Raw genomic sequence first — 15,954 nt, 5'->3', positions numbered from 1 at the left:
CAGTGGTTTCTTCAGACGGCCTTCAAGCCTATCCTTTACGGAACATATTCAACATACGGCGGGTAACGTAAAAACCGCCGAAGATATTCACGCTGGCAATCAGCACCGCGATAAAGGCGAGCAGCGACACCAAGCCGTTGCCCTGGCCGATTTGCAAAAGTGCGCCGACCACGATGATGCCGGAAATCGCATTGGTTACCGACATCAGCGGCGTGTGCAGCGAATGGCTCACGTTCCACACCACGTAATAGCCGATCACGCAGGCGAGCACGAACACGATAAAGTGGTTCAGAAAAGCGGCAGGCGCCACCGCACCCACCCATAAAACCAACACCGCGCCGATCACGGCAGGCGCAAGTTTTTTCCAAGCGGGAACGGGTTTCGGCTCGGGTTTGGCCGCAGGCGCGGCTTGGGCGGCCTGCTGTTGCGGCGCGGCGGAAACCTGAATGGCGGGCGGCGGGAAGGTGATTTCGCCCTCGCGGGTAACGGTCATGTTGCGGATAATCACGTCTTCAAAATCCAGCGCGATTTCGCCGTCTTTGTTCGGGCTTAACAGCTTGGTGAGGCTGACCAGATTGGTGGCGTAGAGTTGGGAAGACTGCCCCGCCAAGCGGTTGGCCATATCGGTGTAGCCGATGATTTTCACGCCGTTGTCGGTAACGAACAATTCGCCCGGGCGGGTCAATTCGCAGTTACCGCCGGTGGCCGCAGCCAAATCCACAATCACGCTGCCCGCCTTCATGCTTTCCACCATTTCTTTGGTAATCAGCTTGGGCGCGGGTTTGCCGGGAATGGCGGCGGTGGTGATGATGATGTCCACCTCTTTGGCCTGCTCGGCAAACAGCTTCATTTCGGCGGCGATGAATTCTTCGCTCATCACTTTGGCGTAGCCGTCGCCGCTGCCGCCCGCTTCCTGCGGAAAGTCCAATTTGAGAAACTTCCCGCCCATCGATTCGATTTGTTCGGCCACCTCCAAGCGCGTGTCGAACGCTTTTACCACCGCGCCCAAAGAGTTGGCCGTACCAATCGCGGCCAACCCCGCCACGCCCGCACCAATCACCAGCACCTGCGCGGGCGGCACTTTGCCCGCCGCCGTAATCTGGCCGGTAAAAAAACGGCCGAACGCATTGGCCGCCTCAATCACCGCACGATAGCCGCTGATATTGGCCATGGAAGAAAGCGCGTCCAAGGCCTGCGCGCGCGAAATGCGCGGCACCATATCCATTGCCAGCACATTCACTTTTTTGTCGGCCAGTTTCTGCACCAGATCGGGGTTTTGAGCCGGCCATAAAAAACTCACCAGCGTCTGCCCCGCTTTCAGACGGCCTGTCTCCTCCTCATTCGGCGGATTGACCTGATAAACCAACGGGCAGTCCCACACACTTTGCGCATCGGCCAACACCGCGCCTGCCGCCTCATAATCCGCATCGGCCAAACCGGCCGCCACACCCGCCCCGCGCTCTACCATCACGGTAAAACCGAGCTTCTGCAACTGCTCTGCCGATTCCGGCGTACACGCCACGCGGGATTCACCCGCCGCAGATTCTTTCGGGATACCGATTCTCATAAGTTTTCCTCACATTACACAATAAATTGTAAACAAATTTAAATTTATGGATATTTTTGTCTTTATAGAGCGTTCCGGCAGGAAAAACAAGCAGAAAATAGAAGCAATTACTCCACTCCGATCAGCAGATACAGAAAGGCCGTCTGAAAACGCACCCATCGCATTTTCAGACGGCCTGTAACGGAAAACGGGATTATTTCACGCGCATATCGCCCGTTTCGACAAACCGCTGGTGCCAAGAAAGTGCCTCGCTCAAAATGTGCGGCGTATGCAGGCCGCCCGCTTTTTCGGCACGGTCGAAATAATCGTTCAGCTGGTCGCGGTAATCGGGGTGCGCACAGTTGTTGATAATCAGCTTCGCGCGCTGGCGCGGCGATTTGCCGCGCAAATCGGCCATGCCCTGCTCGGTAACGATGAACATCACATCGTGTTCGGTGTGGTCGTGGTGCGAAACCATCGGCACGATGCAGGAAATCGCACCGTCTTTGGCCACCGAGGGCGACACGAAGAACGAGAAGAACGCGTTGCGGGTAAAGTCGCCCGAACCGCCGATACCGTTCATCATTTTGGTGCCCATCACGTGCGTGGAATTGACGTTGCCGTAAATATCGGCTTCAATCATCGCATTCATGCCGATAATGCCCAAACGGCGGATCACTTCGGGATTGTTGGTGTATTCCATCGGGCGCAGAATGATTTTGTCGCGCAGGAATTCGATGTTGTCGTTAAAGCGTTGCAGCGCGTCGGGACTGAACGACAGCGCGGTGGCCGAAGCCGACTTCATTTTGCCCGCGATAATCAGATCGAGCATACCGTCCTGCAACACTTCGGTGTAGCCGGTCAAATCGTCGAACGGCGCGTCCAACAGCCCGGCCAATACGGCGTTGGCCACGTTGCCCACGCCCGATTGCAGCGGCAGAAGGTTTTTCGGCAGACGGCCTGCCTTCACTTCGTGATTGAAGAAATCGATAATCTGCGCGGCAATGCGTTTGGAATTGTCGTCGGGGTCGGCAAATTTGCTGTTGCGGTCGCCGCTGTCGGTCATCACGACGGCAACGATTTTGTCCAAATCACATTCCAGATAGGGCGAACCGATACGGTCGAACGGGCCGGTCAGCGGAATCGGTTTGCGGTGCGGCGGCACGCCGATGTCGTATACCACATCGTGCATACCTTCCAATTTGGCGTTTTGCGCCGTATTGACTTCGACAATGATTTTTTTCGCCGCTTTCAAGGCTTCGTTGCCGTGGCCGATACCCATGGCCGGAATGATTTTTCCCTCTTCGGTAATGCCCGAAGCTTCAATAACGGCCAAATCAAAGCTGCCGTAGAAACCTTGGCGCATCTGCTGCTCGACATGCGACAGATGCATATCCTGATAAGCAATATTGCCCGCATTGATATTGTTGCGCAGAGTGGGATCCGATTGAAAAGGATTGCGGAAGCTGATGCAGTCGGCAGCGGCCAGAACACCGTCGCACTCGGGCGCGGTCGATGCGCCGGTTACCATACCGACTTTAAATTCTTCGCCGCGCGCGTGTGCCGCTTTGGCACGCTCGGCAATCGCGGTAGGCAGGGCTTTGGGATAACCCGCGCCGGTAAAGCCGCTCACGGCCAGCATCATACCGTTTTGCACAAACTCGGCCGCCTGTTCGGCCGACATGATTTTGGCGCGCAAGCCCTCGTGGCGCACGCGTTCTGCTGCTTGGGTCATGGATTTCTCCTTTTCTGTACCGGGAAACGGCACCGCACGGCAGCGCAGTACCCTGTCATGATATTTTCTGCTTCCGGCGTACGGTTACCGCCCGCAACCGGTCAGCGGCAAATATAGCGTAAAGACTTTTTAGTGTAAAGCTGCTCCCCGTTGCCGCCGTAAACCTGTTCTGTCTGATTTTTACAAACGGCCTGCATCATTCACCCGGATAATTATTATATAATCCCCGCCGTTCCGCTCCATGCGGTATTTATATTTCAGAAAGTCAATCACATGAAACAGGGTTTCAAATTCGGATTACTGGCCGTGGCCGCAGGTTTGGCACTGGCAGGCTGCAAGCAAAACGTTTCTGCCGGTACGGCGGAAAAGCCGGCATCGGCGGCGGCTGCCGATTTGGGTTCGCCGCTGCAACAGGCGAGCTACGCAATGGGCATCGACATCGGCCGCACATTCAAACAGATGAAAGATCAGGGTACCGAAGTCGATTTGAAACTGTTTAACGAAGCGGTCGAAGCCGTGGTAAACGGCAAAGAGCCGAAAATGACTGAAACCCAGGCACAGGAAGTCATGATGGCTTTCCTGACCGAACAGCAGCAGAAAGCTGCGGCCAAAGCCGAAGAAGAGGCCAAAGCCAATCTGGGCAAAGGTGAAGCCTTCCTGAAAGAAAATGCGGCCAAAGAAGGCGTGAAAACCACTACTTCCGGCCTGCAATATACGGTGAAAACCGAAGGCACCGGCAAGCAGCCCAAAGCCGACGATGTGGTAACGGTGGAATACGAAGGCCGTCTGATTGACGGTACAGTATTCGACAGCAGCAAAAAACAGGGACAGCCGGTTACCTTCCCGCTCAATCAAGTGATTCCGGGCTGGACCGAAGGTGTCCAGCTGATGAAGGAAGGCGGCGAATACACGCTGTTCATCCCGGCCAAACTGGCTTACGGCGAACGCGAAGCGGGCGATATTCCGGCCAATTCGGCACTGGTATTCGACATCAAGCTGGTTAAAGTCGAGCCGAAAAAATAATCTTCCGCAAGACAGCACTTTCCCGACCTGCACGGCCGCCCCGTGCAGGTTTCGGTTTTCACAGGACAGAAAAACATGAGCAGAATCTGGGTTCTCGGCGATGCCGTCGTCGATTTGATTCCCGACGGCAGACAGCACTACCTCAAATGCCCGGGCGGCGCACCGGCCAATGTCGCGGTGGGCGCAGCACGTTTGGGCATCGAAACCGGCTTTATCGGACGGGTCGGCGACGATCCGCCCGGCCGCTTTATGCTGGAAACGCTGCGTGCGGAAGGCGTGGCCACCGAGCATATGATTCTCGACCCCGACCACCGCACCTCAACCGTTATCGTGGATCTGGATCAGGGCGAACGCAGCTTTACCTTTATGGTCAATCCGAGTGCCGACCAATTCCTGCAAAGCGGCGATCTGCCGCATTTCTCGGCGGGCGACTATCTGCACTGCTGCTCCATCGCCCTGATTAACGAACCGTCCCGTTCCGCCACGCTCGAAGCCGTCCGCCGCATCAAAGCAGCCGGCGGACGCTTCTCTTTCGACCCTAATCTGCGCGAAACACTCTGGCCGTCGGCCGAAGAAATGAAAACCACAGTAAACCGCGTGGCAGCCATGGCGGATATCGTCAAATTTTCGGAAGAAGAGCTGACACTCTTAACCGGCATCACCGCACCCGACGAAGCCGCCCGCACATTAGCGGCGCAATCCCCCGAACAGCTGATTGTCGTTACCCTCGGCGCAGACGGCGCGGCTTACTATTTCCGGGGACAGAGCGGCCGCGTGGCCGGCAGGCCGCTGCAACCGGTCGATACCACAGGAGCGGGCGACGCATTTGTCAGCGGGCTGCTGGCCGGCCTGTACCGGGCAGGCAATCTGCACGACGAAGCGGTACTGGCCGAAGCCGTCCGTCAGGCCAACGCCTGCGGTGCGCTGGCCACCACGGCCAAAGGCGCGATGCCTGCCCTGCCCGACCGTGCCGGACTGGCAGCATTCTTAGCCGGCCGGGACGATACAGCCCCGGCCGAGGCCGTCTGAAAATCCCCGCCCGCAGCACCGACCCCGTTCAGACGGCCCTAAACACAAGTCTTGACCTGCATCAAAGCAGGCGGAACCGGCCTGTCCGATAATCGTACCCATACAGCAATACCATGATAAAGAAGGAGCAGAAAATGGGCGTGTTTCTCGAACTGTTCAAATCGCCGGTCGGTATTTTGTCCGCTTTTACTATTTCTTTTGTTGTGGTCATTGCCGCCTATTTGTTTTTCTGGGTGAGAAAACAGGCAGGACAATCGCCCAAGAAACCTTGATTTCCCAATGATCCTTTCCTCTTGATGTGTGTGTTTGGTGTGGCCTCGGCCACACCGTTTTTTTGAACGGTTTACCGCACCGCAGCGCAAACTGCCGCCGTTTCTGCAAAAAGGCCGTAGGTCGGATTCTCGGATCCAACAAAACCATGCCTAAAAAGCCAATCAGGTTTGATGTTTCAATCGGACAACTCTCTCCATCGCAAGGGCAAGTCGGATACAAGTATCCGACCTACTGCACTTTCTCGACAGCAATGACCATAAGTAGTAAAACAGCATAAAACACAGAAGCCGTCTGAAAACGCTCAATCGCATTTTCAGACGGCCTTTTCAATCAAAACGGAAACCGGTTACAGCAAATGTGCCACACCCGCTTTTTCTTCTTCCAGCTCGGCCAGCGTGGCATGAATACGCTCTTGGCTGAACGCATCGATTTCCAAGCCTTCCACCAGTTTGTATTCGCCGTTTTCGCACGTTACCGGGAAACCGAACACCGTACCTTCGGGAATACCGTAAGCACCGTCGGACGGAATACCCATCGTAACCCATTTGCCGTTGGTGCCCAGCACCCAGTCGCGGATGTGGTCGATGGCGGCATTGGCGGCAGAAGCGGCGGAAGACAGACCGCGCGCTTCAATAATGGCGGCACCGCGTTTGCCCACGGTCGGCAGGAACACTTCGGCATTCCATTGCTGGTCGTTAATCATGTCTTTCACACTTTCGCCGTTGATGGTGGCAAAGCGGTAGTCGGCATACATGGTCGGCGAGTGGTTGCCCCAAACGCACAGTTTTTCGATGTCGGCCACTTTTTTGCCGGTTTTCTCGGCGATTTGGCTCAACGCGCGGTTGTGGTCGAGACGCAGCATGGCGGTAAAGTTTTTCGCCGGCAGATCGGGGGCGGATTTCATCGCGATGTAGGCGTTGGTGTTGGCCGGATTGCCCACCACCAGCACTTTCACATTGCGGTCGGCCACTTTGTTCAACGCGGCACCCTGAACCGTGAAGATTTCGGCATTGGCCTGCAACAGATCGGCACGCTCCATGCCTTTGCTGCGCGGACGCGAACCCACCAGAATAGCGATTTGGGCATCTTTGAACGCCACTTCGGGATCGTCGGTGGTAAACATATCGGCCAGCAGCGGGAACGCACAGTCCTGCAACTCCATCATCACGCCTTTGACGGCATTCTGCGCCTGCGGCAGATCCAGAAGCTGCAAAATCACAGGCTGGTCTTTGCCCAGCATTTCGCCGCTGGCGATGCGGAACAGTAAGGCATAGCCGATTTGGCCTGCTGCGCCGGTGACGGCAACACGAACGGGGGTTTTCATACCGGTGGTTCTCCTCATATCGAGATGGTCGGGTGGAAAAAAGGCAGGCGGGCTGCCGTTAATATCGCAATGAAGTGTATCGGCCTTTGGCGGGTTTATCAAGCCGTCTGCACGGGAAATGTCCGCAAAGGCCGTCTGAAATCAGGATTCGAGGATTTTCGCCACGATTTCGCCCACGTCTTTGGACAGGCCCGATCCGGCAGCAATCCGCGCCACCTGCGCCCGCATCAGTGCGCGCGGTCCGGCCGCCAGATATTCGCAGATATTGAATGCCTGTACCAGACGCGCAGCGGTTTGCGGGTTAAAGCCGTCGATTTCGATAATGCGGTCGGCCAAAAAGGCATAGCCCGAACCGTCCGCCGCATGAAAATGCGGAATATTGCGGCTGAACGCACCCAAAAGCGAACGGGCTTTGTTCGGGTTTTTCAGGCTGAACGCAGGATGGCGGAGGGCGGCGGCCACCTGCTGCGGGGTATCGGCACGGTGGCTGGCGGCAATCAGGCTGAAATATTTGTCCATCACCAAGGCTTCACCGACAAACTTTTCGGCAAAACGCGCCAGCAGTTGATTGCGTTTTTCGCTGCTGCTGTGATTGACCGCCTGCAACATGCCCCATTCGTGGGTCATATTGTGCGCCATGGCACCGTATTCCAGCGCGATGAAATCCACCATTTTCGGCTCGGCACGCACGGCCAGCGCACGGGCGGCATTGCGCAGACGGCGCCAACCCGCCTGTTCGGGGTGGTATTCGTACGGCGCGGCCAAGCCGCTGTTTTCTTCGCGCTCGCGCGCCAGCAGACGCAGACGGCCGATTTCGTTGGCAAAACGGCCGGCCAGCTCGTCCAACAGTGCTTCGCGCGCGCGGTAAACGCGCAAAGGCTCGATATCGCGCCTGCCCGTCCACCATTCGCTTTCAGACGGCACTTGCAGCAGCAGGGCTTTGAATGCGGGCGGAATGTCGGCTTTCAGTACATATTCCACCGCCGAAAACAGCGCGTGATGTTCCGGCAGCGGCGCACCGGCCGCCAATGCGGCCTCGTTGGCGGCGATGGCGCGGCGGTAGAGGGTCTGTCCCGCTTCCCAGCGCACAAACGCATCGTCGTCGGCCGCCAGCAATACCGCCAAATCTTCGTCGCTGTACGCAAAATTCAAGATGACCGGTGCGGAAAATCCGCGCAGCAGCGAGGGTACCGCCGCACGTCCGACACCGGCCAAAACAAATTCCTGCTCGGCCGCGCTGACCGCCAACACGGCCTCATCGCAACGTCTGCCCTGATAGTCGAAGGCGATTTTTTCGCCGAACGCGCCCTGCTCCGAGCCGAACAGTGCCACTTTCAACGGCAGCAGCACCGGCTGTTTGCCGCTTTGCCCCGGCGTGTCGGGAATATGCTGTCTGACGGTCAAAACATAGTCGCCCGCTTCATTCAGACGGCCTGTTACGTCCAACACGGGCGTACCGGCCTGACTGTACCACCGCTCGAAACCGCTGAAATCGAAGCCGTTGGCATCGGCCATCGCCGCCAGAAAATCATCACAGGTAACGGCTTGGCCGTCATGGCGTTCCACATACCGTTTCATGCCCTTCTGGAAACCGTCTTCGCCCAAGAAAGTATGATACATGCGCACCACTTCCGCGCCTTTTTCATACACCGTCATGGTGTAGAAATTATTCATTTCCACATAACTTTCGGGGCGCACGGGGTGGGCAGTCGGCCCCGCATCCTCGGGAAACTGGTGCGCGCGCAGAGCCGACACGTTTTCAATCCGGCGCAACGCGCGGCTGGCGCGGTCGGCAGAAAACTCCTGATCGCGGAAGACGGTCAGACCCTCTTTGAGCGACAGTTGGAACCAGTCGCGGCAGGTAATGCGGTTGCCCGTCCAATTGTGGAAATACTCATGCCCGATCACGGCTTCCACGCCTTCAAAATCGGCATCGGTGGCGGTACGGCTGTCGGCCAGCACATATTTGGTATTGAAAATATTCAGGCCTTTGTTTTCCATCGCGCCCATATTAAAGTCGCCGACGGCCACCACCATATAAATATCCAGATCGTATTCCAGGCCGAAACGGGTTTCGTCCCACGCCATCGCGTTTTTCAGCGATTGAACGGCAAAATCCACTTTGCCCGCATCTTCGGCACGGGTGTAAAACGCAATCGCCACTTCCCGCCCGCTTTGTGTGGTAAACGTATCGTCGGTGCGCACCAAATCACCCGCCACCAAAGCAAACAGATAGGCCGGTTTCTTAAACGGATCCAGCCATTTCGCCCAATGGCGGTTGTCGGGCAGCTCGCCGCCGTCGACGCGGTTGCCGTTGGACAGCAAAACGGGATATAGGGTTTTGTCGGCAATAATGGTGGTGGAAAAGACCGCCATCACATCGGGACGGTCGGGATAGAAAGTAATTTTGCGGAACCCTTCCGGCTCGCACTGGGTATAAAGATTGCCGCCCGATTCGTACAGCCCCATCAATGTCGTGTTTTCAGACGGCCTGATGACGGTTTCCACCTCTACCACCACGCTCTCGTCCCCGATACCCTCGATGGCCAGCAGCCCGTCCTCCAGTGTATAGTCTTCCGCTGCCAACAGACGGCCGTTGAGCGATACGGAAAGCAGATCGGCCGAACCGTTCAAAACCAGAGGGGTACCGGCACGCTGCGCCGTCATCAGCAGGCGGGAGCTGACCCGCGTTTCTTCTTTGCCGATGTCGAAAGTCAGGTCGGCTTGGCGGACGAGATAATCGGGCGTACGGTAATCTTTCAAATAGTGGACGGCGGCCATCGCTCGTTTCCTTTCCTGTTCAAAACAGTGCGCATTTTAGTGGTTTTCAGACGGCCTGAATATGCCGCACTGCCCGATTCTGCGCGACAAACCTGTTTTGCGGCTTGTTTTCTGTGTTAAAAATAGTAATAATACTTCACTGAACCCGATTTCTGCCGCCCGCTTCTTTCACGGCGGCACTCTCCCGAATTTCCTGATACAAGAAAGCAGACAAATGGCGTTAATCGTACAAAAATACGGCGGCACATCGGTAGGCTCGGTCGAGCGCATCAAAAACGTTGCCCGCCGTGTAGCCAAAACCCGTGCCGAAGGGCACGATGTCGTGGTCGTGGTATCGGCCATGAGCGGCGAGACCAACCGCTTGGTCGCACTGGCCGGCGAAATGCAGGAATTTCCCGACCCGCGCGAGCTGGACGTAGTGCTGGCCACCGGCGAGCAGGTAACCATCGGTCTGCTGGCCATGGCGCTGAAAGACATCGGTGTCCCTGCCAAAAGCTATACCGGCTGGCAGGTTGCGGTTCAGACCGACACTGCGCACACCAAAGCACGCATCGATTCGATTGACGATACCAAAATGCGTGCCGATTTGGCTGACGGCAAAGTCGTGATTGTCGCGGGCTTCCAGGGTGTCACGGCCGGCGGCGACATTGCCACACTCGGCCGCGGCGGTTCGGACACTTCCGCCGTGGCACTGGCTGCCGCACTGAAAGCGGACGAATGCCAAATCTATACCGATGTGGACGGCGTGTACACCACCGACCCGCGCGTCGTTCCCGAAGCCCGCCGCATGAACTCCATTTCCTTTGAGGAAATGCTGGAATTGGCCAGCTTGGGTTCGAAAGTTTTACAAATCCGCTCGGTAGAATTTGCCGGAAAATACAAAGTGCGCCTGCGCGTATTGAGCAGCCTGGAAGAAGGCGGCGAGGGCACGCTGATTACCTTTGAAGAGGACGAGAACATGGAAAAAGCCGCCGTACAAGGCATTGCCTTCGATAAAAACCAAGCCCGCATCAATGTGCGCGGCGTCCCCGACAAACCGGGCATCGCCTATCAGATTCTGGGGACGGTTGCCGATGCCAACACAGAAGTCGATATGATTATCCAGAATGTCGGCGCGGAAGGTACCACCGACTTTTCGTTTACCGTGCCGCGCGGCGATTACAAGCCCACGCTGGAACTGATGAACAGCCTCAAAGACAGTCTGGGTGCGGCCGAAGTGGACGGCGACGATACGGTCTGCAAAGTGTCCATCGTCGGCTTGGGCATGCGCTCGCATGTGGGCGTCGCGGCCACCATGTTCCGCACGCTGGCAGAAGAAGGCATCAATATCCAGATGATTTCCACTTCCGAAATCAAAGTTTCCGTGCTGATTGACGAAAAATATATGGAACTGGCCACCCGGGTGCTGCACAAAGCATTCGAGCTGGACAAAGCCTGATAAAAAGGCCGTCTGAAAACCGCATGATCCGTTTTCAGACGGCCTTTTTTCCCATGCAACAAGGAGAAAGTCATGTCAAACCGCCCCCTGCCCCACCCCCATATCGATCCCGACGGCCTGCTCGAATACTCTGTGGTCTACACCGACCGCGCGCTCAACCATATGTCGCAGAAATTCCAAACCGCCCTGCGCTATATTTCTGCCACACTGAAAAATGTCTACCGCGCCCGCCATTGCGCCGTGATTCCCGGCAGCGGCACCTCGGCCATGGAAGCCGTTGTACGCCAACTTGCCCGCGACCGGAAATGCCTGATTATCCGCAACGGCTTTTTCAGCTACCGTTGGAGCCAGATTCTCGACAAAAGCGCCCTCGCTGCCGAAACCCGTGTATTGACCGCCCGCCAAAGCGGCGCACCGCAAGCCCCGTTTGCCCCCGCGCCGATTGACGAAGTCTGCGCCGAAATCGCCGCGCTGAAACCGGCATTGGTATTCGCCCCCCATGTCGAAACTGCTTCGGGCATCATGCTGCCGGAGGACTATATCCGCCGTCTGGCCGAAGCTGTCCACGCCGTCGGCGGCCTGCTGGTCATCGACGGCATCGCTTCGGGCTGCATCTGGCTGGATATGGAAGAATTGGGCATCGATATACTGATTTCCGCGCCGCAAAAAGGATGGAGCGGATCGCCCTGCTGCGGACTGGTCATGCTCAACGAAACCGCCTATCAGCAGGTACAGGCCGCCGAATCCGACAGCTTTACGCTGGATCTGAAAAAATGGCTGGCCATTATGGAGGCCTTTGAAAACGGCGGCCATGCCTATCACGCCACCCCGCCGACAGACGCACTGTACACACTGGCTGCCGTCATGCAGGAGGCCGAAACCATCGGTTTCGACCGCCTCAAAGCCGCCCAATACGAGCTGGGCGGCAGAATGCGCGCCCTGCTGGCCGAAAACGGCTTCCCCAGCGTGGCCGCCGCAGGCTTTGAAGCCCCCGGCGTGGTCGTTTCCTATACCGACCGTGCCGATATGCAAAACGGTCGTGCCTTTATCGGACAAGGTGTACAGATTGCCGCCGGCGTGCCGCTGCAATGCGGCGAAGGAGCGGATTTTTCCACTTTCCGTTTGGGGCTGTTCGGTTTGGACAAACTGCAAAACATCGACCGCACCGTCGCCGCCTTTGCCGAAGCCTTACAGAAAGCCGTTTGAATATCCCGATACGTCAATTGATAAACAACTGATAAACAGCCTGCCATACAGTCGCCAAACCATATTCCGGCAGCACAAAACGGGCAGTCAGTTGTATGTAAAACGGCAAAACGAAAATCCCAAGCCTTTCCGGCTTGGGATTCGGTATTTGGCAGAGAGGAAGGGATTCGAACCCTCGATACGCTATTCACGTATACACGCTTTCCAGGCGTGCGACTTAAACCACTCATCCACCTCTCTGTGGCAGAAACGTGATTATACGGACAAAACGGTTTGCAGGCAAGCAGCCGTATAAAACCGCGCGATTTTTAACACCTTTTCGGGCGACCTTTGACACCCGGCCGACAGATGTAAACGGGTTATCTTTGATACTGGCAAGCCGCGCAACGGTTATGGAGGGAATTTATTGCAGGAAAACAGCGGATTGTCGGGCATCACAAAAATTCGCTCATTCCTGAGCAGTTCCGTCAAAAAGTATCAAAGCCGCTTTTTACACCAAAATCTGAAAAATCTTTTAGAAATCAAAATCTAAAAAATCAAATCCATCTAATTTCCTCAGGTATCAAAATTAACACCACTCCACAGCCGTGTCTGCTTTTCTCCGACGCCGCCGATCAGGCTGCAAAAAGGCCGTCTGAAAACACTGATACGGCATTTTCAGACGGCCTTTCCCTACCTTAGCCTGAGCTTTCTACTGCGTCAGTCTTCATAATCTGACAGCGGCGGGCAGCTGCACACCAGATTTTTATCGCCGTATACATCGTCCACACGGTTCACACTCGGCCAGAACTTGTGTTCGCGCACATAAGGCAGCGGGAACACGGCTTCTTCGCGGGTGTAGGCGCGGTTCCACTCGCCGCTGATATCTTCGGCGGTGTGCGGGGCGCGTACCAGCGGGTTGTCGTCTTTCGGCCAAGTGCCGTTCTGCACCTTCAACACTTCCTGTTTGATGGCTTTGAGGGCGGCGATAAAGCGGTCGAGTTCGGCTTTGCTTTCCGATTCGGTCGGCTCGATCATCAGCGTACCGGCCACGGGGAAGGAAACCGTCGGTGCATGGAAACCGTAATCCATCAGGCGTTTGGCGATGTCGGTTTCCGTGATGCCGCTTTCGGCTTTGAGCGGGCGCAAATCGACAATACATTCGTGCGCCACACGGCCGTTTTTGCCGGTGTAGAGAATCGGATAGTCTTCGCTCAGGGCTTTGGCGACATAGTTGGCATTCAGCAAAGCCCAGCGCGTGGCCTGCTCCATACCGGTTTTGCCCATCATCGTGATGTACATCCAGGTAATCGGCAAAATACCGGCCGAACCGTACGGCGCGGCAGAGACGGCACTCATGCCCTCACCTGCACCTTCAATGGCGGAAACGCTGTGGTTGGGCGCAAACGGTGCCAAATGGGCTTTCAGACCGATGGGACCCATGCCCGGCCCGCCACCGCCGTGCGGAATGCAGAAGGTTTTATGCAGGTTCATATGCAGTACGTCGGCACCGACTTCGGCCGGCTGCATGATGCCGATTTGGGCATTGAGGTTGGCCCCGTCCATATACACTTGGCCGCCGTTCTCATGCACGATGCGGCAGATGTCGCGGATACCTTCTTCGTATACGCCGTGTGTGGAAGGATAGGTAATCATCAGCGCACCCAAAGCCTCGCGGTGCTGCTCGGCTTTGGCCTTCAAGTCGTCAATATCCACATTGCCTTGGGCATCGGTTTTCACGACAACCACTTTCATACCCAGCATGGCGGCGGTGGCCGGGTTGGTGCCGTGTGCCGACTGCGGAATCAGGCAGATATTGCGGTCGGGTTGACCGTTGGCTTCGTGATAGCGGCGGATCGCCAAAAGGCCGGTGTATTCGCCCTGTGCACCGGAGTTCGGTTGCAGGCAGACGGCATCAAAACCGGTAATGGCTTCGAGCTGTTTTTGCAGACCGGCCAGCAGCTCGCCATAACCGGCCGTCTGATCGCGCGGCGCAAACGGGTGGATATGGCTGAATTCCGGCCAGGTTACCGGCAGCATTTCGGCGGTGGCGTTCAGCTTCATGGTGCAGGAACCGAGCGAAATCATGCTGCGGTTCATCGCCAAATCGCGGTCTTCCAGTTTTTTCAGGTAGCGCAGCATTTCGTGTTCGGTGTGGTAACGGTTGAACACGGGGTGGCTCAAAATCTGATCGCGGCGCAGCAGGTTTTCCGGCAGGCGCTGCGGAGCCTGCTCCGGCAGGGTCGGCTCGGTTTGGCCGGTAAACAGGCCGTGCAGCGCGGCCAAATCTTCGCGCGTGCTTTCTTCGTGAAAGGCGGCGGCCAGTACGCTGTCGCCCGCGTGGCGCAGGTTGTAGCCCGCATCGATCGCGTTGCGGTAGATTTCATCGGCTTTGGCCTTGCTGCCGCAATCCACCGCGACGGTATCGAAAAACACGCCGTGCACCACTTTGAGGCCGTCTGAACCGGCCAAAGAGTCGGCAAAGGCGGCCGCCAGCGCGTGAATGCGCCGGGCGATGCGTTTCACGCCCTCGGGACCGTGGTACACCGCGTACATACCGGCCAGATTGGCCAGCAGAGCCTGTGCGGTACAGATATTCGACGTGGCTTTTTCGCGGCGGATATGCTGCTCGCGGGTGGACAGCGCCATACGCAGCGCAGGCTTGCCCGCTGCGTCTTTCGATACGCCGATGATGCGGCCGGGGGCGGAGCGTTTGAACTCGTCTTTAAAGGCAAAATACGCCGCGTGCGGGCCGCCGAAGCCCATCGGCACGCCGAAACGCTGGGTATTGCCCAAAGCGATGTCGGCACCGATTTCGCCCGGCGATTTGAGCAGCACCAGACTCATCACATCGGCCGCCACCGCCACAATCGTACCTTTGGCTTTCAATGCCGACACCACCGGCTGCAAGTCGGCCACATCGCCGTCTTTGCCCACATATTGCAGCAGCGCACCGAAATAGTCGCCCTCGGCGGCCGTCTGAATATCGCCGACCACCAGCTCGAAACCGAAATAGCGGGCTCGGGTCTGCATCACGTCCAGCGTTTGCGGCAACACGCGCGCATCAACGAAGAATTGTTCCGATTTGACTTTGCCCACGCGTTTGGCCATCGCCATCGCTTCGGCCGCAGCCGTGGCTTCGTCCAGCAAAGACGCACCGGCCACTTCCAAGCCGCTCAAATCGATACACATCTGCTGGAAGTTCAGCAGGGCTTCCAAACGTCCCTGCGCGATTTCGGCCTGATAGGGCGTGTAAGCAGTGTACCAGCCGGGGTTTTCCAGCACATTGCGCAAAATCACATTCGGCAGACGGGTCGGGTAATAACCCAAACCGATGTAGGATTTGTTGATGCGGTTTTTCGCCGCCACGGCTTTCAACGCGGCCAGCGCGTCGGCCTCGCTCACGGCTTCGGGCAAATCGAGTTTGCCCGGCATACGGATACTCTGCGGCACGGTGTTGTCGATAAAAGACGCCATGTCTTTTTCGCCCAAAGCGGCCAGCAGCGCGGCTTCGTCTTGGAAACTCAAATGGCGCGCGGCAAATTCGTCCGCATGGAACAATTCTTGAAAATTCATGTTTTCCTCATTTCGTTGAAACGGTTCGGTTGGCCAAAAAATCG

At 56.9% G+C, this 15,954-nt stretch carries 10 protein-coding genes and 1 tRNA gene; 5 read left to right on the top strand and 6 right to left on the bottom strand.

What is annotated here, in order from left to right; genetic code table 11:
- Positions 1 to 28: 28 nt before the first annotated feature.
- Complete coding sequence (locus tag ORY85_RS02240; protein ID WP_274571346.1) at positions 29 to 1,567, bottom strand: Re/Si-specific NAD(P)(+) transhydrogenase subunit alpha; 1,539 nt, start codon at positions 1,565 to 1,567, stop codon at positions 29 to 31.
- Positions 1,568 to 1,760: 193 nt separating this feature from the next.
- A complete protein-coding gene (locus ORY85_RS02235) occupies positions 1,761 to 3,281 on the bottom strand; it encodes an acetyl-CoA hydrolase/transferase family protein (protein WP_274571345.1) in 1,521 nt (506 codons plus the stop codon).
- Positions 3,282 to 3,554: 273 nt separating this feature from the next.
- On the opposite strand from ORY85_RS02235, the gene ORY85_RS02230 reads away from it, so the two are divergent.
- The 3 genes from ORY85_RS02230 (at position 3,555) to ORY85_RS02220 (ending at position 5,605) form a co-directional block, all read left to right on the top strand.
- Positions 3,555 to 4,304 carry an FKBP-type peptidyl-prolyl cis-trans isomerase gene (locus ORY85_RS02230; RefSeq protein WP_274571344.1) on the top strand — a complete coding sequence of 250 codons (750 nt, stop codon included), beginning with the start codon at positions 3,555 to 3,557 and terminating at the stop codon, positions 4,302 to 4,304.
- A gap of 75 nt (positions 4,305 to 4,379) precedes the next feature.
- Positions 4,380 to 5,333, top strand: coding sequence for an aminoimidazole riboside kinase (locus ORY85_RS02225; RefSeq protein WP_274571343.1), 954 nt, complete (start codon positions 4,380 to 4,382; stop codon positions 5,331 to 5,333).
- A gap of 134 nt (positions 5,334 to 5,467) precedes the next feature.
- The gene (locus ORY85_RS02220) at positions 5,468 to 5,605 is read left to right on the top strand and encodes a DUF3149 domain-containing protein (RefSeq protein ID WP_274571342.1); all 138 of its coding nucleotides are present in this window, start codon (positions 5,468 to 5,470) and stop codon (positions 5,603 to 5,605) included.
- A 347-nt stretch (positions 5,606 to 5,952) separates the two neighbouring features.
- On the opposite strand, the gene ORY85_RS02215 is transcribed toward ORY85_RS02220, so the two are convergent.
- A complete protein-coding gene (locus ORY85_RS02215) occupies positions 5,953 to 6,930 on the bottom strand; it encodes a malate dehydrogenase (RefSeq protein WP_274571341.1) in 978 nt (325 codons plus the stop codon).
- A gap of 141 nt (positions 6,931 to 7,071) precedes the next feature.
- Positions 7,072 to 9,711 (bottom strand): aminopeptidase N, encoded by a 2,640-nt coding sequence (gene pepN, locus ORY85_RS02210; protein WP_274571340.1) that lies wholly within the window; start codon positions 9,709 to 9,711, stop codon positions 7,072 to 7,074.
- A 214-nt stretch (positions 9,712 to 9,925) separates the two neighbouring features.
- On the opposite strand from pepN, the gene ORY85_RS02205 reads away from it, so the two are divergent.
- Entirely contained in the window at positions 9,926 to 11,149 is a 1,224-nt protein-coding gene (locus ORY85_RS02205; RefSeq protein ID WP_274571339.1) for an aspartate kinase, read from the top strand.
- Positions 11,150 to 11,221: 72 nt separating this feature from the next.
- Positions 11,222 to 12,355 carry an aminotransferase class V-fold PLP-dependent enzyme gene (locus ORY85_RS02200; protein ID WP_274571338.1) on the top strand — a complete coding sequence of 378 codons (1,134 nt, stop codon included), beginning with the start codon at positions 11,222 to 11,224 and terminating at the stop codon, positions 12,353 to 12,355.
- A gap of 149 nt (positions 12,356 to 12,504) precedes the next feature.
- Here the strand turns inward: ORY85_RS02200 and ORY85_RS02195 are convergent.
- Both ORY85_RS02195 and gcvP read right to left on the bottom strand, forming a co-directional pair.
- Positions 12,505 to 12,595 (bottom strand) — tRNA-Ser (locus ORY85_RS02195).
- A 459-nt stretch (positions 12,596 to 13,054) separates the two neighbouring features.
- Positions 13,055 to 15,910, bottom strand: coding sequence for an aminomethyl-transferring glycine dehydrogenase (gene gcvP, locus ORY85_RS02190; RefSeq protein ID WP_274571337.1), 2,856 nt, complete (start codon positions 15,908 to 15,910; stop codon positions 13,055 to 13,057).
- Between the last annotated feature and the right edge of the window lie 44 nt (positions 15,911 to 15,954).

Source organism: Neisseria leonii, assembly GCF_028776105.2.
Classification (GTDB): domain Bacteria; phylum Pseudomonadota; class Gammaproteobacteria; order Burkholderiales; family Neisseriaceae; genus Neisseria; species Neisseria leonii.
The sequence above is the reverse complement of the archived record's forward strand: the minus strand, read 5'-3'. Positions and strand labels throughout refer to the sequence as shown.